This window comes from Chromobacterium amazonense (assembly GCF_001855565.1).
In the GTDB taxonomy this organism is placed as follows: Bacteria; Pseudomonadota; Gammaproteobacteria; order Burkholderiales; family Chromobacteriaceae; genus Chromobacterium; species Chromobacterium amazonense.
This window is the reverse complement of sequence record NZ_MKCR01000008.1, coordinates 16734-38760: the sequence shown is the minus strand read 5'-3', so window position 1 is coordinate 38760 and position 22027 is coordinate 16734. Positions and strand designations below refer to the sequence as shown.

23 protein-coding genes are annotated in these 22027 nt (G+C 63.6%); 12 read left to right on the top strand and 11 right to left on the bottom strand.

From position 1 onward, the window contains the following. Nucleotides 1-28: 28 nt before the first annotated feature. From trhA to BI343_RS05770, 7 genes are all read right to left on the bottom strand, one after another. Complete coding sequence (gene trhA / locus BI343_RS05800) at nucleotides 29-646, bottom strand: PAQR family membrane homeostasis protein TrhA (protein WP_043627240.1); 618 nt, start codon at nucleotides 644-646, stop codon at nucleotides 29-31. 168 nt (nucleotides 647-814) lie between these two features. Then, the gene (adk, locus tag BI343_RS05795; RefSeq protein ID WP_071109010.1) at nucleotides 815-1471 is read right to left on the bottom strand and encodes an adenylate kinase; all 657 of its coding nucleotides are present in this window, start codon (nucleotides 1469-1471) and stop codon (nucleotides 815-817) included. 135 nt (nucleotides 1472-1606) lie between these two features. Further along, a complete protein-coding gene (gene kdsB, locus BI343_RS05790; protein WP_043627245.1) occupies nucleotides 1607-2365 on the bottom strand; it encodes a 3-deoxy-manno-octulosonate cytidylyltransferase in 759 nt (252 codons plus the stop codon). Next, nucleotides 2362-2544: a Trm112 family protein gene (locus BI343_RS05785; RefSeq protein ID WP_071109009.1), complete on the bottom strand. Its 183-nt coding sequence runs from the start codon at nucleotides 2542-2544 to the stop codon at nucleotides 2362-2364. Before BI343_RS05785 ends, kdsB begins: the two co-directional genes overlap by 4 nt. Then, on the bottom strand, nucleotides 2534-3553 hold the full coding sequence (gene lpxK / locus BI343_RS05780) for a tetraacyldisaccharide 4'-kinase (protein ID WP_071109008.1): 1020 nt from the start codon (nucleotides 3551-3553) through the stop codon (nucleotides 2534-2536). Before lpxK ends, BI343_RS05785 begins: the two co-directional genes overlap by 11 nt. A gap of 13 nt (nucleotides 3554-3566) precedes the next feature. Next, entirely contained in the window at nucleotides 3567-3983 is a 417-nt protein-coding gene (locus tag BI343_RS05775) for an ExbD/TolR family protein (RefSeq protein ID WP_071109007.1), read from the bottom strand. A gap of 2 nt (nucleotides 3984-3985) precedes the next feature. After that, on the bottom strand, nucleotides 3986-4600 hold the full coding sequence (locus tag BI343_RS05770) for a MotA/TolQ/ExbB proton channel family protein (protein ID WP_071109006.1): 615 nt from the start codon (nucleotides 4598-4600) through the stop codon (nucleotides 3986-3988). Between the two features lie 277 nt (nucleotides 4601-4877). Here BI343_RS05770 and BI343_RS05765 point away from each other — a divergent pair, with 277 nt between their 5' ends. Further along, complete coding sequence (locus BI343_RS05765) at nucleotides 4878-5336, top strand: DUF4442 domain-containing protein (protein ID WP_071109005.1); 459 nt, start codon at nucleotides 4878-4880, stop codon at nucleotides 5334-5336. Nucleotides 5337-5399: 63 nt separating this feature from the next. Here BI343_RS05765 and BI343_RS05760 read toward each other — a convergent pair whose 3' ends face one another. Beyond that, nucleotides 5400-5696: an ArsR/SmtB family transcription factor gene (locus BI343_RS05760; RefSeq protein WP_043620752.1), complete on the bottom strand. Its 297-nt coding sequence runs from the start codon at nucleotides 5694-5696 to the stop codon at nucleotides 5400-5402. Between the two features lie 112 nt (nucleotides 5697-5808). Here BI343_RS05760 and gpmI point away from each other — a divergent pair, with 112 nt between their 5' ends. The 8 genes from gpmI to ettA all read left to right on the top strand — a co-directional run bounded on the left by gpmI (nucleotide 5809) and on the right by ettA (nucleotide 16435). After that, nucleotides 5809-7332, top strand: coding sequence for a 2,3-bisphosphoglycerate-independent phosphoglycerate mutase (gpmI, locus tag BI343_RS05755; protein ID WP_071109004.1), 1524 nt, complete (start codon nucleotides 5809-5811; stop codon nucleotides 7330-7332). Between the two features lie 71 nt (nucleotides 7333-7403). Next, on the top strand, nucleotides 7404-8741 hold the full coding sequence (locus BI343_RS05750) for a murein hydrolase activator EnvC family protein (protein WP_071109003.1): 1338 nt from the start codon (nucleotides 7404-7406) through the stop codon (nucleotides 8739-8741). A 28-nt stretch (nucleotides 8742-8769) separates the two neighbouring features. Next, nucleotides 8770-10200, top strand: coding sequence for a S41 family peptidase (locus BI343_RS05745; RefSeq protein WP_244886585.1), 1431 nt, complete (start codon nucleotides 8770-8772; stop codon nucleotides 10198-10200). Between the two features lie 142 nt (nucleotides 10201-10342). Beyond that, complete coding sequence (argA, locus tag BI343_RS05740; RefSeq protein WP_043620763.1) at nucleotides 10343-11650, top strand: amino-acid N-acetyltransferase; 1308 nt, start codon at nucleotides 10343-10345, stop codon at nucleotides 11648-11650. 96 nt (nucleotides 11651-11746) lie between these two features. After that, complete coding sequence (locus BI343_RS05735) at nucleotides 11747-12019, top strand: oxidative damage protection protein (RefSeq protein WP_043620766.1); 273 nt, start codon at nucleotides 11747-11749, stop codon at nucleotides 12017-12019. A 71-nt stretch (nucleotides 12020-12090) separates the two neighbouring features. Then, a complete protein-coding gene (gene ppk1, locus BI343_RS05730; RefSeq protein ID WP_071109001.1) occupies nucleotides 12091-14166 on the top strand; it encodes a polyphosphate kinase 1 in 2076 nt (691 codons plus the stop codon). A 3-nt stretch (nucleotides 14167-14169) separates the two neighbouring features. Next, nucleotides 14170-14649 (top strand): DUF456 domain-containing protein, encoded by a 480-nt coding sequence (locus BI343_RS05725; protein ID WP_043620775.1) that lies wholly within the window; start codon nucleotides 14170-14172, stop codon nucleotides 14647-14649. Nucleotides 14650-14767: 118 nt separating this feature from the next. Beyond that, complete coding sequence (gene ettA, locus BI343_RS05720; RefSeq protein ID WP_043620781.1) at nucleotides 14768-16435, top strand: energy-dependent translational throttle protein EttA; 1668 nt, start codon at nucleotides 14768-14770, stop codon at nucleotides 16433-16435. A gap of 51 nt (nucleotides 16436-16486) precedes the next feature. On the opposite strand, the gene BI343_RS05715 is transcribed toward ettA, so the two are convergent. Beyond that, the gene (locus BI343_RS05715; protein WP_071109000.1) at nucleotides 16487-17218 is read right to left on the bottom strand and encodes a substrate-binding periplasmic protein; all 732 of its coding nucleotides are present in this window, start codon (nucleotides 17216-17218) and stop codon (nucleotides 16487-16489) included. Nucleotides 17219-17305: 87 nt separating this feature from the next. Between BI343_RS05715 and BI343_RS05710 the strand changes: the two genes are divergently transcribed. From BI343_RS05710 to BI343_RS05700, 3 genes are all read left to right on the top strand, one after another. Continuing rightward, on the top strand, nucleotides 17306-17962 hold the full coding sequence (locus BI343_RS05710; protein ID WP_307913741.1) for a peptidoglycan DD-metalloendopeptidase family protein: 657 nt from the start codon (nucleotides 17306-17308) through the stop codon (nucleotides 17960-17962). Between the two features lie 50 nt (nucleotides 17963-18012). Continuing rightward, nucleotides 18013-19200 (top strand): DUF1615 domain-containing protein, encoded by a 1188-nt coding sequence (locus BI343_RS05705; protein WP_071108999.1) that lies wholly within the window; start codon nucleotides 18013-18015, stop codon nucleotides 19198-19200. Between the two features lie 103 nt (nucleotides 19201-19303). After that, nucleotides 19304-20332, top strand: coding sequence for a DUF475 domain-containing protein (locus tag BI343_RS05700; RefSeq protein WP_071108998.1), 1029 nt, complete (start codon nucleotides 19304-19306; stop codon nucleotides 20330-20332). 74 nt (nucleotides 20333-20406) lie between these two features. Here the strand turns inward: BI343_RS05700 and BI343_RS19565 are convergent, their stop codons facing one another. Beyond that, entirely contained in the window at nucleotides 20407-21126 is a 720-nt protein-coding gene (locus tag BI343_RS19565; protein ID WP_139165659.1) for a hypothetical protein, read from the bottom strand. A 173-nt stretch (nucleotides 21127-21299) separates the two neighbouring features. Next, a complete protein-coding gene (locus BI343_RS05690; RefSeq protein ID WP_071108996.1) occupies nucleotides 21300-21938 on the bottom strand; it encodes a hypothetical protein in 639 nt (212 codons plus the stop codon). Between the last annotated feature and the right edge of the window lie 89 nt (nucleotides 21939-22027).

The window sequence follows — 22027 nt, the reverse complement described above, 5'->3', positions numbered from 1 at the left end:
CGTTTTTATCGATTCAGGCCCCAAGCCGTCAGGCGACGTAGTTCAACACGCACATATACTGGCAGATGCTACCGCCCAGCACGAACAAGTGCCATATGCCGTGCCCGTGGCGGATCTTTTCGTCGTTCAAAAACCAGTATATGCCGACGCTGTACAGCACGCCGCCCAACGCCAGCCAGAACAACCCGCCCGGCGCCAACGCCTCGATCAGCGGCTCGATGGCGATCAACACCAGCCAACCCATCGCCACGTATAGAATCATCGACAACACACGGGTGCGCCGGCCCAGCGTCAGCTCCTGCACAATGCCGAACAAAGCCAAGCCCCAGCTCAACCCGAACAGCGTCCAGCCCCAGGCGCCGCGCAGCGTCACCAAGGCGAACGGCGTGTAGCTGCCGGCAATCAAGAGATAGATCGCGGAGTGGTCGCACTTCTGCAGAATGGCCTTGGCCCGGCCCTGGAAGCTGTGATACAGCGTAGAAATCAGATACAGCGTCACCAGCGTGCCGCCATACAGGCTGAAGCTGACGATCTTCCACGGATCGCGTTGCGATGCCGCCTCCACCACCAACACCACCAGCCCGGCTATCGCCAGCACCGTGCCGGCCAAATGGGAATAGCCGTTGAAACGTTCCCCGTGATACATATTCTTATCCCCGCCCGGCCCCCTCGGCCGGCCTCGTCACGCAAATTGCTTGGAGCCGCCATGGCTCCGCCGGGTTCCATTGTCCCTCTTCCACCGACCTGAAACCAGCGTTTTGCGCAAACAAAAAGCGGGCCCATGGCCCGCTTGCGCTTCAGGTCTGCCGCCGGATCAGGCGCCCAGCGCCTTCAGCACATCGTCGCGCACGGTTTCCACCGCGCGGGTGCCGTCGATCTTGACGTATTTCGGCGCCTTGGCGCTGCCGCCGGCAGCCAGTTTGCCGTAGAAGCCCACCAGCACGGCGGTCTGCTCGTGGTAAACCGACAGGCGCTTCTTGACGGTTTCTTCCTGGTCGTCATCGCGCTGGATCAGGTCTTCGCCGGTCACATCGTCCTTGCCCGCCACCTTGGGCGGGTTGAAGGTGACATGGTAGGTGCGGCCGGAGGCCAGGTGCACGCGGCGGCCAGCCATGCGCTCGATGATGGCGGCATCCGGCACGTCGATTTCCACCACATAGTCGATGTCCACGCCGGCGGCGATCATCGCCTCGGCTTGCGGAATGGTGCGCGGGAAGCCGTCAAATAGGAAGCCGTTGGCGCAGTCGGCCTGAGCGATGCGCTCCTTGACCAGACCGATGATGATGTCGTCGCGAACCAGGCCGCCTGCGTCCATGATGGCCTTGACTTCCAGGCCCAGCGGCGTGCCGGCCTTGACCGCGGCGCGCAGCATGTCGCCGGTGGAAATTTGCGGAATGCCGAATTTCTCGCGGATATAGTTGGCTTGGGTGCCTTTGCCGGCGCCCGGCGCGCCCAACAGGATCAATCGCATGTGTTTGACTCCAGTCTGTTTTGAATTTTGTGTTGTATGTTGAGACGCCGACAAAACTCCCGCCACGCACGAGCCAAGCCGCGCCCACGCAGGGGACGCGAATCAGCTCGACCGTGTTGTCGGCGTGTTAGCCCCTCAGGCCGCGAACAGCCGGCGCACCCGTTCCAGATCTTCCGGCGTGTCCACCCCGGCGGCCGGCGCCTCGCTCGCCACCGCCACCATGATGCTGTAACCATGCCAGAGCACGCGCAATTGTTCCAGCGCTTCGTATTGCTCCAGCGGACCCGGCGTCAGATTGGCGTAGTCGGCCAGGAAGCCGGCGCGGTAGCCATACAGGCCGATGTGGCGATAAACCGGCAAACCGGCGGGCAGCGCCGAACGGTCGGCGGCGTAGGCGTCGCGGGCATACGGGATGGCCGCGCGGCTGAAATACAAGGCGCGGCCCTGCTTGTCCAACGCCACTTTCACGATATTGGGATTGAAGTGATCGGCCGCGTCGTGGATGGCATGCGCCAGCGTCGCCACCGGCGCGTCGGTCTCTTCCAGCAGCGCGGCCAAACGGTCGATCAACGCCGGATCGATCAGCGGCTCGTCGCCCTGGACATTGACTACGCGCGCGTCGGCCGGCAGCGCCAGCTTGGCGGCCACCTCGGCCAGGCGGTCGGTGCCGCTGGCATGGTCTTCGCGGGTCAGCACCGCCTCGACGCCGTGCGCGGCGCAGGCGGCCAGGATGTCAGCGTGGTCGGTGGCGACAACCACGCGGGCGGCGCGGCTCTTCGCGGCCTGCTCGGCCACGCGCACCACCATGGGCTTGCCGGCGATGTCGGCCAGCGGTTTGCCCGGCAGGCGGCTGGAGGCCAGCCGCGCCGGGATCACCACGATGAATCCGCTCATTTCACTTCTTCTTCGGGCGGCAGTTCACGCGCTTCCGACTCCAGCATCATCGGGATGCCGTCCTTGATCGGGAAGGCCAGGCGGTCGCCCTTGCAAATCAGCTCGTCCTTGCTCTTGTCGAACACCAGCGGGCCTTTGCACAGCGGGCATACCAGAATTTCCAGAAATTTAGCGTCCATGTTCCATCTTCAAGCGGGCTAGTATCCAGTCGCACAGATCAGGCGCCAGCATGGCCTGAACTGGCAAAACCCATAGTCTAGCACGCTGCGCCGGCTCATGAAGCACGCGCGCGAGCTTGACCGCGTCCTTGCTGGTGACGATCACCGCATCGGCATCGGCGGGCAGATCCCCCGCCGCAAAAGCGTGATGATCAGGAAAGGACAGCGCGCGGCTGACCGCGATGCCCTGCCCGGCCAGCGTGTCGAAAAACCGTTGCGGATGGCCAATGCCAGCCAGCGCCGCCACCCGCTGCCCGGCGAAATCGGCGGCCGAGCGCGTGTTGGCGGGATCGTCCAGCGCATGGCAAAGCCCGGCCCGCAGCGTCATCGCGAAGCGCGGCAAGCCGCCCGGCAAGGGCAGGTCGCCGCCCTCGCCATTCACGACGACGGCGTCCACGCTGCGCAAGCGGGACGGCGGCTCGCGCAGCGGGCCGTTGGGCAGCAGCCTGCCATTGCCCAGCCCGCGCCGGCCGTCCAGCACCACGATCTCCAGATCGCGCGCCAGGCGGTAGTGCTGCAGGCCGTCGTCGCTGAGGATCAGTTCGAGATCGGGGTGCAAGGCCAGGAGATGGCGGCCGGCGGCGACGCGGTCTCGCCCGACCGCCACCGGCGCGCCGGCGGCCGCCAGCAGCAACGGCTCGTCGCCCACTTGCGCCGGATCGCTGTCCGGCGTCACCTCGGTCGGCGTCGCCGCGCTGCCGCCGTAGCCGCGGCTGATCACGCCGACCTTGACGCCGCGCGCGGCGAAGTCGCGCAGCAGCGCCTGCGTCAGCGGCGTCTTGCCGACGCCGCCGACATTGATGTTGCCGATCACCACCAGCGGCACCGGCAGCTTCTCGCTCACCTTCCAGCCGCGGCGGAACGCCTGCCGGCGGACAGCGGCCAGCAGCGCAAAAAGCCCTTCCAGCGGCGCCAGAAGGGCTGTCAGCCAGCCGCGCGGCCGGTACCAGTGTTGTTCGATCAGATTCATGCCGCTTTCGGCTTCACTGCAGGTTTTGCGTGGCGAAGGTCAGTTGCGACAGGCCCGCCTCGCGCGCCGCCTCCATCACGGTGATCACCGATTGATGGGTGGACTTGGCGTCGGCGTTGACCACCACCACCACATCGCTCTTACCGGTTGCAGCGGCCTTCAGCTTGTCCAGCAAGCCAGCCTTGTCGCCGCTGGCGAGCTTGGCGTCGCCGACCGCCATCGCGCCGTCGGCCGCCACCGCGACATTGATCTCGGTGGTCTTGTTCTTCTGCTGTTCGCCTTGGGCGGACGGCAGATTGATCTTCAGCTCTGAAAAATGGGAATAGGTGGTGGTGACCATCAGGAAAATCAGGATCACCAGCAGCACGTCGATCAAGGGAATGAAGTTGATCTCCGGCTCGTCCCGGCCGCGTCCGCGACGAAAGTTCATGCTCAGCTCCCGTTCTTGCGCTCGCCGTGCACCACTTCCACCAGCTTGATCGCCTGCGCTTCCATCTCCACCAGCAGGCCATCCACCTTGGAGCGGAAGTAGCGGTAGAACATCATGCTGGGAATGGCGACGATCAGGCCGAAGGCCGTGTTGTACAAAGCGACGGAAATGCCGTGCGCCAGTTGCTGCGGATTGGCGCCGCTGGCGTTTTGCGAGCCGAAGATTTCGATCATGCCGATCACGGTGCCCAACAGGCCCAGCAGCGGGGCCATGGCGGCGATGGTGCCCAGCGAGGTCAGCAGACGCTCCAACTGGTAAGCCACCTGGCGGCCTTCGTCTTCGATCGATTCTTTCATCACTTCGCGGCTGCCGTGGACATTGCGCAGGCCGGCGGCGAACAAGCGTCCCAGCGGCGAATGGCTGTGCAGCTTCTGCAGCAGCTCGTCCCGGTCGCCGACGCGGCGGTACTCCTGCAGCGTCTGGGCCAGCAGACCGGACGGCACCACCGCGCCGCGCCGCAGCGTGTACAGGCGTTCCAGAATGATGGCCAGCGACACGACCGAGGCCGCGATAATGGTCCAGATCGGCCAGCCGGCCGCTTCAACAATAGCCCACACGAAGCTTTCTCCGTAATCGATACAAACGTGAGACTTTATTACCTCAATCGGACTGAGGCAACCTCAGCCCCGGAAAAATTCCCGGGCATTGCCGCTTTTTTGGGCATGACCAGCCAAATGCCCCGCCCATCGGCCCATTCCACAACTTATCCACAAAGTTATTCCGCGATTATTGTGGATAAATTACCCGGCGCCTGCCGCAGTCTTGAAAGCCGGCATTGACAAGGCTCAAAGCTTTGCCGACGATGAAACATCCAAACAATCGTTTGAATGAAATATGAACCTTCCCATCTGGCTGATCAAGCTGCTGTTCAATCTATGGCCGCCCTTCCTCGGCGCCGGCATCCGCGTCCACAAGCTGTCGCAGGACTTCCGCCAGGCCGAGGTGCGGCTGAAGCTGGGCTTCGGCAACCGCAACTACGTCGGCACCCACTTCGGCGGCAGCCTGTACGCGATGACCGACCCATTCTACATGCTGATGCTGCTGCGCCAGCTGGGCAATGATTACTATGTATGGGACAAGTGCGGCCGCATCGACTACGTCAAGCCTGGCCGCGGCGTGGTGCGGGCGCTGTTCAATCTGCAAGACGAGCAATTGGCGGAAATCCGCGCCCTGACCGCCGACGGCGAAAAACATCTGCCGGAAATGACGGTGGAAATCCGCGACGCCGACGACGAACTGGTGGCGACGGTGCACAAGACCCTATACGTGCGCAAGAAGCCCCATCTGCGCTGAAGCCGCCGCCATCAACAAAAAAGCCGCTTTTCAAGCGGCTTTTTTTGCGTGTCCGGCCGCGGATTACTCCCCGAAGCCACAGAACACTTCGCGCATCATCTTCAGCACTTCCAGCGTGCGGATGTCGCCTACGCGGTAAAAGACACGGTTGGCATCCTTGCGCGTGCGCAAAACGCCCTTGTCCCGCATAATAGCGAGGTGCTGGGAAATATTGCTCTGGGAGGTGCCAACCTGCTCGACAATGTCTTGCACGCTCACTTCCCGGTCTTCCAGCACCGATATGATCTTCAGACGCAGCGGATGCGACATGGCTTTCATCGCCCGCGAGGTCTGCTCGATCTGGTCGTCGTTGAACAGCAAAGCGTTTCTCCTAACCTAATGTAGCTTGAATTTTATTGATTTGACTGCGTGACAATAGTATCGGCAAAATTCGATACTATCAAGGTTTTCTAATATTCTGAATGCGAATGCCATGAAATCGATCACCCCGGTGTTGCTATTAATCCTCGACGGCTTCGGCCACCGCACGGAAGGCGACGACAACGCCATCCTGCACGCCAACATGCCCAACTGGAACCGCCTGCGCCAGCAGTACGCGTACGGCACCATCAATGCGTCGGAAAACTTTGTCGGACTGCCCTCCGGCCAGTTTGGCAACTCCGAGGTGGGCCACCTCAACATCGGCGCCGGCCGCATCGTCCAGCAGGACATCAGCCGCATCGACTGCGATATCGAGGACGGCCGCTTCGCATCGAATGACACACTGCAACAAGCCATGAGCAAAGCTCAAAGCTCGGCGCTGCATGTGTTCGGCTTGTTATCCGATGGGGGTGTGCACAGCCACGAGAACCACATTCACGCGCTTATCCGCGCCGCCCAGGCCGCCGGCGTGCCCCAGATCTACGTCCACGCCTTCCTAGACGGCCGCGACACGCCGCCGCGCAGCGCCGAAACCTACCTCAAGCGCCTGGACGCCGTGCTGGCGGAATGCCCGAACGCGCGCCTAGTCTCCGTCACCGGCCGCTACTGGGCGATGGACCGCGACAAGCGCTGGGAGCGCGTCGAGCCGGCCTATCGCCTGCTGGTGGAGGGCGAGGGACTGTTCCATGCCGAAACCGGCCTGGCCGCGCTGCAAGCCGCCTACGCCCGCGACGAGAACGACGAATTCGTCAAGGCCACCGGCATCGGCGCGCCGGTGAAGATGCAGGACGGCGACGTCGTCATCTTCATGAACTTCCGCGCCGACCGCGCCCGCCAGCTGACCACGGCGCTGACCGACCCGGCCTTCGACGGCTTCGCGGCTCGCCAGCCCAAGTTCGGCTACTTCGCCACCCTCACCTCCTACGGCGAGGCCTACTCGGCGTTGCCGGTCGCTTACGCGCCGCAGAAGATCAGCAACGGCATGGGCGAATACCTGTCAGCCCAAGGCATGAAGCAGCTTCGCATCGCCGAGACCGAGAAATACCCGCACGTGACCTACTTCTTCAACGGCGGCGAGGAGCAGGTGTATCCGGGCGAAGACCGCATCCTGGTGCCGTCGCCCAAGGTGGCCACCTATGACCTGCAGCCGGAAATGAGCGCCGGCGAAGTCACCGACAAGATCGTCGCGGCGATCCAGTCCGGCCAGTACCAGGCCATTTTCTGCAACTACGCCAATGGCGACATGGTGGGCCACAGCGGCGTGTTCGACGCCGCCGTCAAAGCCGTGGAGGCGCTGGACGGCTGCATCGAACGCTGCGTGGAAGCCATGCTGGCGGCCGGCGGCGAAGTGCTGATCACCGCCGACCATGGCAACTGCGAACAAATGTACGACGGAGAGCACCACCAGCCGCACACCCAGCACACCACCAACAAAGTGCCGTTCCTGTACATCGGCCGCCCGGCGAAAATCCGGGACGGCGGCTCGCTGCGCGACATCTCGCCGTCGCTGCTGGCCATGATGGGGCTGGAACAACCCGTGGAAATGACCGGTCAATCGCTGATCGACTTCCAATAATCGCCTCGACAAACGGCGGCCATGCCTGGCATGGCCGCCGTTGTTGCCTCAAGCGAAAGAACATCAAGGGAATGAAACGCTATCTCCTGCTGGTCCTGCTGGCCGGTGCCGCCCAGGCGGCCAACACCACCTCCTCTTCCGCCCTGTCGGCTGCGCCGCATCAGCAGGACCTGAAAACCGTGCGCAAGGAAATCGACAGCCTGAAAAAGGATCTGGCGCAGAAGCAGTCCGTGCAGAAGGAGGCGCAATCCGCCATCAAGGAATCCGAGCAGGCGATCAACCAGACCCAGCAGGCCCTTGCCACGCTGGAAGAAAAGCAAAACCGCTCCGAACAGCAACTGGCCGAGCTGCGCGCGAAGATCGACCAAACCCGCCGCACCCTGGCCGAAACCCGGCAGCGCGTGGGCCAGATGCTGGTCCGTCAATACAAGAACGGCCAGCATGACGCGATGAAGCTGATGATGAACGCCGACGATCCGAATCAGAACGCGCGCGACCTGACCTACTATCAGCACATCGCCCAGGCCGAGCAGCAGCTGGTGCGGCAACTGGTCGCCCAGCAGCAGCAGTTGGAAACGCTGTCCACCCTGCTGGAACAGGAACTGGCCCGCTTGAACAGCATGTCCAGCCGCAAGGCCCAAGAAAAGAACGAACTGGAAAAAGACAAGACCCAGCAGCAGCAGCAATTGAACAAGGTTTCCGGCGAAATCAAGCAAAGCCAGAGCAAGCTGACCCAGTTGCAGGAGGACGAGAAACGCCTGACCAACTTGATCGCCCAGATCAACCGCGAAATCCAGCGCCGCCGCGCGGAAGCGGTGCGCAAGGCGGCCGAGGCGCGCAAGGCCAAACAGGCTGCGGCGCGCGAAGCCGCCCGCAAGGAAAACGAACGCCGCCGCCAGTTGGCGGAAAACGCCAAGAAACAGGGCAAGCCGGTGCCGGAAGAGGCGAAAAAACAGGTGGTGGTCAAGGAAGAGCCGGCCGAACAGGTCGACGACGTGGCGGACGGCAGCGCGGCCGGCCGCGCCTTCGCCAGCCTGCAGGGCAAGATGAAGCTGCCGGTGGCCGGCCAGATCGCCGGCGCGTTCGGCAAGCCGCGCCGTGAAGGCACCACCTGGAAAGGCATTTTCATTCGCACCGCGGTTGGTCAGCCAGTACACACTGTCGCCGACGGCACGGTAGTATATGCCGATCAGTTGCGAGGATTCGGCAAGGCGGTGGTCATCGATCACGGCGGCAACTACATGACGGTCTACACCGGCCTGTCGGCGATCGCAAAATCATCCGGCAGCAGCGTCAAGGCCGGTGAAACACTCGGCAACACTGGTACACTGGACAACGGGGATGCCGGATTGTACTTTGAGATACGGCACCTGGGTCGCCCCCTCAACCCGCAGGCCTGGACACGCTAAGGTGCCGGGTACGGAGAATTTGCACAGCATGAGCAGCCAAAGAATGAAAAAAATCGCCTGGTTGGTGGCCGGAGCCATGGCAGGCGGCGTCCTCACCCTCAGCATGCAGGCGCTGGCCGACAAGGAAGCGTCTCCGCTGCCGTTGAACGAGCTGCGCACCTTCGCCGAGGTGTTCAGCCTGATCAAGCAGAGCTATGTCGAGCCGGTGGACGACAAGAAGCTGATCGACGAAGCGATCAAGGGGATGCTGACCGGACTGGACCCGCACTCCGATTACATGACGCCGGATGAATTCAAGGAGCTGCGCGAAGGCACGCAGGGCGAGTTCGGCGGCCTCGGCATCGAAATCGGCTCCGAAGACGGCCTGGTCAAGGTTATCTCGCCCATTGAGGACACTCCGGCGCAAAAGGCCGGCATCAAGAGCGGCGACCTGATCATCAAGATCGACGACACGCCGGTACGCGGCCTGACGCTGAACGATGCGATGAAGAAAATGCGCGGCAAGCCGGGCACCAAGGTCACACTGACCATCGCCCGCAAGAACGAGACCAAGCCGCTGCTCTTTACGCTGACGCGCGCCGTCATCAAGACCAAGAGCGTCAAGTACCGCATGCTGGAGCCGGATTTCGGCTATGTGCGCATCGCCCAGTTCCAAGAGCACACCGCCGAGGACCTGGCCGCCGGCCTGCAGAAACTCTACAAGGACAACAAGCAGCCGCTGAAGGGCCTGGTGCTGGATCTGCGCGACGATCCGGGCGGCCTGCTCAACGGCGCCGTGGGCGTCGCCGCAGCCTTCCTGCCTAAGGACAAACTGGTGGTCTACACCGAGGGCCGCACGCCGGACGCCAAGATGCGCCTGACCGCCACGCTGCAGAACTACGCCCGCCAGAACGGCACGGACCCGCTGGCCAAGCTGCCGGCGGAAGCGCGCAACGTGCCCATGGTGGTGCTGGTCAACGGCGGCTCCGCCTCGGCATCGGAAATCGTCGCCGGCGCGCTGCAGGACCAGAAGCGCGCGCTGCTGGTCGGCACGCAAACCTTCGGCAAAGGCTCGGTGCAGTCTATCCTGCCGCTGGGCAGCCAGGGCGGCATCAAGCTGACCACCGCCCGCTACTTCACGCCTAGCGGCCGCTCCATCCAGGCCAAGGGCATCGTGCCGGACGTGGTGGTGGAAGACGCCACCCTGACCGCCGCCGATCAGGCGCTGCGCGTGCGCGAAGCCGATCTGGAAAACCACCTGGCGAATCCGAATGGCGACGACAAACCGGCCAAAACCGCCAAGCCGGAAGTCAAACCGGCCGCCGCGCCGGTTCAGCAACTGGACAAGGGCAAACCGCAGGATAAGCCGGACGATGCCGGTTTGAGCCCGCGCGAACCGAATGCGAAGAACGACTACCAGCTATCGCAAGCCTTGAATGTGCTCAAGGTGCAGCAAATTCTGCAAAAGCGCGCAAACTGAGTCCGCTTTCTCCCACAACGCTCCCTTCCGGGAGCGTTTTCTTTTGTCCTGGCCAAACTCCGCGAATACGCCCAGCAAAACAGCGTCATTCCTGCTACGCTATCCGGTTGAATCACCGTTTCCGCCGGAGCCGTTCCCCATCATGCTGACCCGCGAATTCGTCCTTACCTTCCGCGAAGCCGCCCCCTACATCAACGCCTATCGCGGCAAGACCTTTGTGCTGGCGCTGGGCGGCGAAAGCCTGCTCGACGGCGACTTTTCCAGCATGGCCCAGGACATCAACCTGTTGGTTAGCCTGGGCGTGCGCATCGTGCTGGTGCATGGCATCCGGCCGCAGATCGAAGCGCTGCTGAAGCGCCACGGCATCGCCCGCCTGTTCCACCGCGATCGCCGCGTCACCGACGCCGCCACCATGGACATCGTCAAGCAGGCCGCCGGTGCCACCCGCCACGATGTGGAAGCCCGGCTGTCTATGGGCATGCCGCACTCGCCTATGCATGGCGCCCACTTGCGGGTGGCCGGCGGCAATTTCGTCACGGCGCAGCCCTTGGGCGTGCTGGACGGCGTGGACATGCAGTACACCGGCCAGGTGCGCCGCGTCGATGCTGCCGCCATCCGCCAGCGGCTGGACTGCGGAGAGCTGGTGCTGCTGACGCCGGTAGGCTATTCGCTGACCGGCGAGAGCTTCAACCTGACCATGGAAGAGCTGGCCACCCACGTCGCCATCGCGCTGAAGGCGGAAAAATTGATCTACGTGGTGGAAGGCCGCGGCGTGGTGGAGCGCGACGGCCAGCTGATCAGCTCGCTGACCGCGCAGCAGGCCGAGGAAATGCTGCAATCGGGCAGCCTGCCCGAGGACGTGGCCGCCTACCTGCCCTACTGCATCCGCGCCACGCGCGACGGCATTCCGCGCGCCCACTTGATCAGCCGCCATCAGGATGGCGCGCTGCTGCTGGAACACTTCACGCGCGGCGGCAACGGCACCATGATCGCCCGCGATCCGCTGGTGCGAGTGCGCCATGCCAGCATTGAAGATGTAGGCGACATCCTGGCGCTGATCCAGCCGCTGGAAGAGCAAGGCATTCTGGTGCGGCGCAGCCGCGAACGGCTGGAAGTGGAAATCGGCGAATACGCGGTGCTGGAGCACGACGGCAAGATTTACGGCTGCGTGGCGATGCATCCGTTTCCAGAAGCCGATACCGCCGAGCTGGCCTGCCTGGCGGTGTCGCCGGAGAAACGCGACGGCGGCTTCGGCGAAATGCTGCTGCGGCACGTGGAGTACCAGGCGCGCGCCCGCGGCCTGCAGTCGCTGTTCGTGCTGACGACCCAGACCTCGCACTGGTTTGTCGAGCGCGGCTTCGCCGAGGCGGACAAGAGCTCGCTGCCGCTGGCGCGCCAGCAGTTCTACAATTTCCAGCGCCGCTCCAAGGTGTTTGTAAAACAGCTGTAACCCCTTGCGCCCATGATGCAGCCAAGGTTGGAAGCTCGCGCCCGCTGTGACACAATAGCCTGCTGTGCCAATCAGAATACAAGCAAGGATTAAGCCATGAGCAGAACCGTCAATTGCGTCAAGCTGGGCCGCGAAGCCGAAGGCCTCGACTTCCCGCCGCTGCCGGGCGAGCTGGGCAAGCGCGTTTTCGAAAGCGTGTCCAAGGAAGCCTGGCAAGGCTGGCTGCGCTACCAGACCATGCTGATCAACGAAAACCGCCTCAGCTTGGCCGATGCCCGCGCCCGCCAATACCTGGCGTCGCAACTGGAGGCCTACTTCTTCGGCGCCGGCGCCGACGCCCCTGCGGGTTATACGCCGCCGCAGAACTAATCTCGTCATCCAGCCCTCCAAGCGAGGGCTTTATTGTCTCCATCTCTCGAAAACATTGGCTCTCACACCGTATGTCACAACCGCAAGACCTGCTGCTGAATCGTGAACTGGGATTGATTGAATTCAACCGCCGCGTGCTAGCCCAGGCGGAAGACCCGAATCTTCCGCTGTTGGAGCGGCTGAAGTTCCTGTGCATCGTATCCTCCAACCTCGACGAATTTTTCGAGGTGCGCATCGCCTGGCTGCAGGATGCGGCCCATGCCACGCCGGAGCGCATACTGGCAGACGGCTCCACGCCGGAGCAGGCGCTGGCCAAGGTGGCCCGCGCCTGCCATCAGCTGGTGCGCGAGCAGTACGCGGTGATGAGCGAGGTGCTGTTCCCGGCCTTGCGCCAGGAGGGCATCATTTTCCTGCGCCGCAACGAATGGACCGAGCAGCAGCGCGAGTGGGTGCAGAGCTATTTCTTCCGCGAGCTGATGCCCATCCTGACGCCGATCGGGCTGGATCCGTCCCACCCCTTCCCCAAGGTATTGAACAAATCACTGAACTTCGCGGTGGAGCTGGAAGGCCGCGACGCCTTCGGCCGCGCCTCCGGCACCGCCATCGTGCAGGCGCCGCGCATCCTGCCGCGCGTGATCAAGCTGCCGCCGGAAGTCTGCGACGGCCATGCGCACTGCTTCGTCTTCCTGTCCTCCATCCTGCACTCGCATGTGCATGAACTGTTCCCGGGCATGGCGGTCAAGGGCTGCTACCAGTTCCGCGTCACTCGCGACAGCGAGCTGTCGGTGGAGGACGACGACTTCAAGAATCTGCGCACCGCGCTGCAAGGCGAATTGCGCCAGCGCCAGTTCGGCGACGCGGTGCGGCTGGAAATCGCCGACACCTGCCCGCAGCACATGGAATCGTTCCTGCTGACCCAGTTCAACCTGCAGGCGCGCGATGTCTACCGCGTCAACGGCCCGGTGAACCTGGTGCGGCTGATGCAGGTGCCGGACCTGGTGGACCGCTCCGACCTGAAGTTCGCGCCGTTTGCGCCGTCGCTGCCAACCGCGCTGCAGAAAAAAACCAAGTCGCCGCTGTTCGAGACCATCCGCAAGGGCGACATCCTGCTGCACCACCCGTACCAAAGCTTCCAGCCGGTGATCGACTTCCTGACCCAGGCCGCCACCGACCCGCACGTAGTGGCAATCAAGATGACGGTCTATCGCACCGGCACCGACTCGGTGCTGATGGAATCGCTGATCGCCGCCGCCCGCGCCGGCAAGCAGGTGACGGTGGTGGTGGAGCTGATGGCCCGTTTCGACGAAGAAGCCAATATCGGCTGGGCCAGCCGGCTGGAAGACGCCGGCGCCCACGTGGTGTACGGCGTGATCGGCTACAAGGTGCACGCCAAGATGCTGATGGTGGTGCGGCGCGAGGCGCACGGCCTGCACCGCTACGTGCATCTGGGCACCGGCAACTACCACCCGCGCACCGCGCGGATGTACACCGACTTCGGCCTGTTGACCTGCAACGAGGAAATCGCCAGCGACGTCAACGACATCTTCGTCCAGCTCACCGGCCTGGGCCGCGCCAGCAGCCTGAAGCACCTGTTCCAGAGCCCGTTCACCCTGCACAGCATGATCATGCAGTCCATCGAGCGCGAGATCGAGCACGCCCAGGCCGGCAAGCCGGCGCAGATCATCGCCAAGATGAACTCGCTGCTGGAGCCGCAGGTCATCCATGCGCTGTACCGCGCCAGCCAGGCCGGCGTGAAGATCCAGCTGATCGTGCGCGGCGTGTGCGCGCTGCGCCCGGGCGTGCCGGGCCTGTCCGACAACATCACGGTGCGTTCCATCGTCGGCCGCTTTCTGGAACACCCGCGCGTGTTCTACTTCTACAACGACCACAAGGAAGACCTGCTGATGTCCAGCGCCGACTGGATGGGCCGCAATTTCTTCCGCCGCATCGAAACCTGCGTGCCGGTTCTGGACAACAAGCTGAAGCGCCGCATCATCAAGGAAGCGCTGCGCATGTATCTGGAAGACAACGTCAACAGCTGGGAAATGCAGCCGGACGGCAGCTACAAGCGCCGCGCCAGCCGTGCCAAGCCGCATTGCGCGCAGATGGAGCTGCTGGCCCTGTACACCGGTCCGCAGGCGGAATAAGCCATGACCGTGCTTGGTTATCTGGCTGCCGCGCTGCTGATGGTCGCCGGCCTCGCCGGCACCATCATCCCGGCCATCCCCGGCCTGCCCTTGCTGTTTGGCGGCCTGTTGCTGGCGTCCTGGCTGGACAACTTCCAGCATCTGGGCGCGATCAGCCTCAGCATTCTGGCTGTGCTGGCGGCGCTGGGCTTGCTGGTCGATTTTGTGGCCGGCCTATTGGGCGCCAAGGCTACCGGCGCCAGCCGGCAAGCCTTGTGGGGCGCCTTCATCGGCGGCCTGGCCGGCATGTTTCTCGGCCTGGCCGGCGTCATTCTGGGGCCGATGATAGGCGCGGTGATCGGCGAATTCCTCGCCCGCAAAGACGCCTTCCAGGCGGGCAAAGTCGGCATCGGCACCTTGCTCGGCTTCATCGTCGGCGCCGTGGCCAAGGTGGCCTGCGCCTTCGCCATGCTGGCCACCGCCGCGCTGGCATTGGTGTTCTGACCGGCATTTTCTCGATTCAAGCGCGGCCGGCTGCAAGCCGGCCGCTTTGCCATCTGTGCTTGCCACGCCGTTTTGGTAGAATCAGCGCTTAATCCATTCAAACAATGTGAATAAGTCCATGGCCCAATACGTGATGTCGATGCTCCGCGTGAGCAAGATCGTCCCCCCGAAGCGTCAGATCATCAAGGACATCTCCCTGTCCTTCTTCCCCGGCGCCAAAATCGGCCTCTTGGGTCTGAACGGCGCGGGCAAATCCACCGTGCTGAAGATCATGGCCGGCGTGGAAAAAGAATACGACGGCGAGGTGCAATGGCAGCCTAACCTCAACATCGGCTATCTGCCGCAGGAACCGCAACTCGACCCGGAAAAAACCGTGCGCGAGGAAGTGGAAAGCGGCATGGGCGACGTGATGGGCGCGCAAAAGCGCCTGGAAGAAGTGTATGCCGCCTACGCCGACCCGGACGCCGACTTCGACGCCCTGGCCGAGGAACAGGCCAAGCTGGAAGCCATCATCTCCGCCGGTGCCGGCGACAATGTCGAGCACCAGCTGGAGCTGGCCGCCGACGCGCTGCGCCTGCCGCCGTGGGACGCCAAGATCGGCCCGCTGTCCGGCGGCGAGAAGCGCCGCGTGGCCCTGTGCAAGCTCTTGCTGTCCAAGCCCGACATGCTGCTGCTGGACGAGCCGACCAACCACCTGGACGCCGAATCGGTCGAGTGGCTGGAACAATTCCTGGTCCGCTTCCCCGGCACCGTGGTGGCGGTGACCCACGACCGCTACTTCCTCGATAACGCCGCAGAATGGATCCTGGAGCTGGACCGCGGCGAAGGCATCCCGTGGAAGGGCAACTACTCGTCCTGGCTGGAGCAAAAGGAAGCCCGCCTGGAGCAGGAAGCCAAGAGCGAAGGCGCGCGCATGAAGGCGATGAAGCAGGAACTGGAATGGGTGCGCCAAAACCCCAAGGGCCGCCAGGCCAAGTCCAAGGCGCGTATCGCCCGCTTCGAAGAGCTGTCCAGCTATGAAACCCAGAAGCGCAACGAGACCCAGGAAATCTTCATTCCGGTGGCCGAGCGTCTGGGCAATGAAGTGATCGAATTCGAAAACGTATCCAAAGGCTTCGGCGACCGCCTGCTGATCGACAACCTCAGCTTCAAGGCGCCGGCTGGCGCCATCGTCGGCATCATCGGCCCCAACGGCGCCGGTAAGTCCACGCTGTTCAAGATGATCGCCGGCAAGGAGCAGCCGGACAGCGGCACGGTCAAGATAGGCCAGACCGTGCAGATGGCCTTCGTCGAACAAACCCGCGAGGGCCTGGACGGCGACAAGACCGTGTTCGAAGACGTGGCAGCCGGCGCCGACATCCTCACCGTCGGCAAGTTCGAGATGTCCAGCCGCGCTTACCTTGGCCGCTTCAACTTCAAGGGCTCCGACCAGCAGAAGAAGGTCGGCATGCTGTCCGGCGGCGAACGCGGCCGCCTGCACCTGGCCAAGACCCTGCTCAAGGGCGGCAATGTGCTGCTGCTGGACGAACCGTCCAACGACCTCGACGTGGAAACCCTGCGCGCGCTGGAAGACGCCTTGCTGGAATACGCCGGCACCGTGTTCGTGATCTCCCACGACCGCTGGTTCCTGGACCGGATCGCCACCCACATCCTGGCGGCCGAAGGCGAATCGCAGTGGACCTTCTTCGACGGCAACTATCAGGAATACGAGGCCGACAAGAAGAAGCGCCTGGGCGAGGAAGGCGCCAAGCCCAAGCGCATCCGCTACAAGCCGATCACCCGCTGATCATTACGCTGTTTGCCACGCCCCCGCTTGCGGGGGCTTTTTGCTGGCCGCTCACTCCACATAACGCGCGATGATGCGCTCCATCTCGCCGCTCTCGCGCAGCCAGCGAAACGCATTACTCAGCCGCTGGGCCACTTCTTCCGGCATGCGCTTGCCGCAGGCCAGGTAAATGCGAGTCTCCTGCAGCCTCAGCGCTTCCTGGATTGGCTCGGCGCGGCGTCCCTGCTTCTTCACCAGATAACGCGCAACCGGGCTATGCACGGCCCAGGCATCGGCCACGCCCATGCTCAGCTCGCGATACGCGTCTTCCGTGGTGGGCAGCTCGGCAAAGGCCACATCGTGCTGATGCAGCCACTCGGCCATGGACGACCCCAGCAGCGCCACTACGCGCTTGCCTTTCAAGTCGGCCAGCGTGCGGATTTCAGCCGGTTTGCTGGCCAATACATACAAGGACTGGCTGCTGCCATCCAGCAAGCCGACCCAGCGGTATTGCTCCTCGCGGCTGGCTGATCGGGTCAAGGGCGCCAAACAGCCATACGTTTCGCTCTGCGCCTGCATCTGCGCCCGCTTCCATGGCAGATCCACCCATTGTCCGCGCAGGCCGGCATGGGCCAAGGCCTGCTGGATGGCCTCCAGCGCGATGCCCTGTCGCGGCGGCACATCCGCGCCGATGATGAATGGCGGGTAGTCGATCGAATAAAGATGGATGACGGGGGATGACTCAGCCGCATGCAACGGCAGGGAACCCAGGCAGGCCAATATCAGCCCAAACAGTTTCTTCATTCCACCCTCTCCAGCGGCAGCGTCCCGTGACGGTGTAAAATGGCAACCATGTCATTGCGAACCCTTATTCTTTGTAGCAGCTTATGCTTGGCCGCTTGCGCCTCCTCGCCTCCGGCAAACGCGCCGGCTCCGGCAGGCTACTACCGTGTGCAGTCCGGCGACACGCTGTACCGCATTGCCCGTCAGTACAAGCAAAGCGTGGGCAATCTGGCGCGCTGGAACCAATTGGCCGACAGCTCCAGCATCCAAGCAGGGCAATTACTGCGCGTCCAGCCGCCGTCCGGCGCCGGCAAATCCGCGTCGGCGGCGAACAAGCCATCGGCCAAAGCCGCGCCGGCCAAGCCGGCGGAAAAACCGGCCGCGCCGCCGCCCAAGCTGACCATCAAGCTGCAATGGCCGGCAGACGGCGCGGTGATCGCCAATTACGACGGCAATCGCAACAAGGGGCTGGATATCGCGGGCCAGGCCGGCGATCCGGTGCGCGCCGCCGCCGCCGGCAAAGTGGTGTATGCCGGCAAGGGCATACGCGCCTACGGCAATCTGCTGATCGTCAAGCACAATGCCGACACGCTGACCGTTTACGCCCATAATCAGCGCCTGCTGGTGAAAGAGGACGATCAGGTCAGCGCGGGCCAGCAGATCGCCACCATGGGCGACTCCGGCGCCAACCGCGTCAAGCTGCACTTTGAATTGCGGCTGGGCACCCAGGTGGTCAATCCGGCCACTTATCTGCCGCCGCGTTGACGAGCCGGCTCGCCCGCCAACGCTCCGCCGCCTTACAACAAGATAACGACATGAACCGCACCTTGCTCCCGCTCCTGCTGGCCGCCGCGCTGGCAGGCTGTGCCGCCCAGCCGCCCAGGCAACCCGCCCAGGCCTCCGCGCCGTCGCCCGCCGCCGCCTCGGCGCCGGCAGTCGAACCCGCGCCGCCTGCGCCCGTTCAGCCGCCGCCCCCCGCGCCCAAGCCTGCGGCCGCGCCGCGCAACTTCATCCCTGCCTCCGTTCCCCCTGGCGTGCGCGACCGCCAGGGCTGGATCGCCGATATCGACAGCGCCTTCCGCCATCTGCAGATCCCGCCCACCGCCGAACACGCCTGCGCGCTGGCTGCGGTGATCGAGCAGGAATCGAGCTGGCAGGCCGACCCTACGGTGCCGGGGCTGCCGCAAATCGTCTGGAGCAAGATAGAGGAACGCGCCCACCGCTATCTGGTGCCGCTGCCGGTGGTGAAAACCGCCTTGCTGAAAACTTCGCCCAATGGCCAGAGCTACAAGGCGCGGATAGATGGCCTGCGCACCGAGCGCGAGATGAACCAGCTGTACGAGGACATGGCGCGCGAGGCCAAGCAGATGGGGCTGCCGATGGACATGAAGAACCCCATCCGCACCGGCGGGCCGATGCAGGTCAGCGTGGCGTTCGCCGAATCCCACGTCAAGGCCTGGCCCTACCCGTATGCGCACCGCGACAGCATCCGCCACCAGGTCTTCACCCGCCGCGGCGGGGTCTACTTCGGCGCGGCCATCCTGCTGCAATATCCCGCGCCGTACCAGGACATGCGCTACCGCTTCGCCGACTTCAACGCCGGCCGTTACAGCAGCCGCAACGCGGCGTTCCAAGCCGCCCTGTCCCGCATCGGCGCGCGCAAGCTGACGCTGGATGGCGATCTGTTGAATTACCAAGACAGCCAGCCCTCCGGCAGCCAACAAGCCGCGCTGGCGCTCGCCGGCAAGCTAGGCATGAGCCGGGATGCCATCCTGCGCGACTTGAAGCAGGAAAAATATTCGGCCTTTGGCCAGAGCGAGCTGTACCGCCGGGTGTTCGCGCTGGCGGATCAAAGCGCCGGCCAGCCCTTGCCCCGCGCCGTCATGCCGCAGATCGACCTCAAAAGCCCCAAGATCACCCGCAAGCTGACTACGCAGTGGTTCGCCGAGCGGGTAGATGGCCGCTATCAACGATGCCTGGCGCGCGTGAGCGCCGCCGACTGATGCCAAGCGGCTGACGACGTCATATAATTTCACGCAACGGCCGGTTTCCCGGCCGTTCTACATTAAAAAAAGCGGCAACGCCGCACTTGCTCAGGTTATTCCCATGCGTTCCACTTTTTCGTATTTCCGCGGCTCGCTGGCCTTCAGCGTCGCCGTGCTGGCCGCCGTCGCCTGGTACGGCTTTGACTCAGGCGGCGCCGAGCGCGCCGGCGCCTTTTTGCTCACCACCCTGGTGCTGGCCGTGCTGGAAACCAGCGTCTCTTTCGACAATGCGGTGGTCAACGCCGGCATTCTCAAGGTGATGAACCATCGCTGGCGCCAGATTTTCATGACCGTCGGCATCGCGGTGGCGGTGTTCGGCATGCGCATCCTGTTTCCGCTGCTGATCGTCGCCACCGCCGGCGGCGTCTCCATGACTGAAGCCTTCCTCGTCGCCACCGAGCAGCCGCAGCGCTATCAGCAGATCATGCACGACAGCCATCTGATGATCATGGGCTTTGGCGCGACTTTTCTGTTGATGGTGGTGATCGAATACTTTGTCCAGCACGAGAAGGACGAACACTGGCTGCCCGGCATCGAACCGCTGCTGGCCAAACTGGGCAGCGTGGAAAATGCCCAGTCTCTGGTCACCATCCTGCTGGTGGCGATGGTGGCGGCCTGGGTGCCGGCCGGCCAGAAACTGGCCTTCATCAGCAGCTGTTTCTGGGGCTATGTGGTGTTCATGGTGCTGCACATGTTCAAGCAGCTGTTCGGCGGGATGGATATCAAGACCGCCGCGGCCAGGAATGGCCTGATCGGCTTTGTCTATCTGGAAGTGCTGGACGCCAGCTTCTCCATGGACGGCGTGATCGCCGCCTTCGCCATCACCAGCGACTTCTGGCTGATCGCCGGCGGCCTTGGCATTGGCGCGATGTTTGTGCGCTCGCTGACCCTCTACCTGGTGGAACGCGACGTCATCGGACAGTTCAAGTACCTGGAAGTCTCGGCTTTCTGGGCGATTGCCGCGCTGGTCGGCATCATGTTCGCCGCCGCGCTGCATGTGGAGCTGGGCGAAGTGGTCACCGGGCTGATCAGCGTCGCCATCATCGGATTGGGCGTGCTGACCAGCCTGCCCTCGCGCCAGCGGCGCTGAAACGCCAAAGGCCGGGAAACAAGCCCGGCCCTTGGCGTCAAACAGCCGGCGCCCCGCACGGGGCAACCGGGCCATCAGGCTGACGTGCTCAGCAAGGCGCCGACGCCTGCGCTGGTGCCCAGCTGGTTTTGCTGAAGATTGTTGCTCAGGTTCTGCAGGAAGGATTGCAGCGACGCCTGTGACGATTGGCCATTGCTGCCGAGGCCCAAGGCCTGCTGCAAAGTCTGGAAAGCCGATTGCAGCGAGGACGTGGCGCCGTTCTGCGTACCGTTGGCGATGTCCTGCAACAGCTGTTGCAGATTGTTCTGCAAGCCGCCGTAGCCGCCGCTCCCTCCAACCGAGCCCGAAGCGCCGTCTTGGTCTGCGCCGCCGCTATCGACATCGCCGTCATTGTCCTGACTGCCCGTGCTGGCACTGCCATTGGCACCTGCGGCCCCCTCCTGCTGCAATGCCTGGAACAAGGAGTGAATGAAGGCGTGAACCGCCTGTTGCTGATTGCCGCCAGCCGCGCCGATAGCACCACTGTCCGTGCTGTCGGTACCATCACTACTGCCAGAAGCAGAGGATGTGGAAGAGTTGCCAGACGACGACTGCAACAAACCAGACTGCTGCAATGCCTGCAGCACATCCTGCCCGAACTGACCGCCGCCATGATGATGATGGTGTCCGCCTCCCTGGCCCTGGACCGCACCGCTGCTACCTTGCTGCGATGGATCAGACGATAATGTTTCTTGAATATCCACCTGCGTGTACTGCAATGAGATTGAGCTGCTGCCCAGAGACCCGACTGACATGATGCTCTCCTTGACTAGACCCGATGACCCGCCCAGCTCGCGCTGATATCGGTATATCGGCGCCATGCCAGCCAGACTAAGCGACAGAGTATAAATTTCTGTTAATTAAGGGAAATTTCCAGCCAATTTTCCGCCGGCGCTGCTCCAGTATAGTCATTGCCATCCCGCGCCGCTCAGGCGCTGGTATCGATCAAGGAACCGACCCCTCCGGCATTCTGCAACTGGGTGCTCTGCAAGGTCACCAGATTCTGCAAAAAGGTATGCAGCGTGGCATGCGTGGCCGCTCCGGCAACGGCATTGCCGCCCAGCGACTGCTGCAGGTCTTTGAACGCCTGCGTGATGCCGGACGTGGCATTGTTCTGCACGCCATGGTCCACGTCCTGCAGCAGCTTCTGCAAATTGCCTTGAAAATCGCCATAGCCGCTGGCGGACTGCCCCTGCTCGGAACCGCCGCCGCTGTTCAGACCTTCCGATTGCACCGCCTGATACACCGCGTGCACAAAAGTATGCAGCGCCTGCTGCACATTGCCGGCGCCGGATGCGGCGCCTACCGCATCCGATCCCTGCAGCGCGGCGGCTCCCGCCGACTGCCCTTGCGATTGCGCGGCCACCGCGCCGGAAAGATTGATGCCGGACTGCTGCAAGGCCAGCGCCACCTCCTGGCCAAAGCCGCCGTCTTGTCCATCATTCTGACTGCGCCGCGCCGGCGCCGCAGCCTGCTCGCCGCCTTGGCCAGACGGCGTGAGCACGCCAGGCGCCGACACCGCAAGGTATTGCATTGAAATGGAACCGCCCACCGCGCCAACAGCCATCGCCCCCTCCCCGCCGCGGCCCGCCTCGGCGCCGCATGCCAGTCAGCAACAACATGTCAAATAGCAGAATCAATGCCAAATCGGATGCC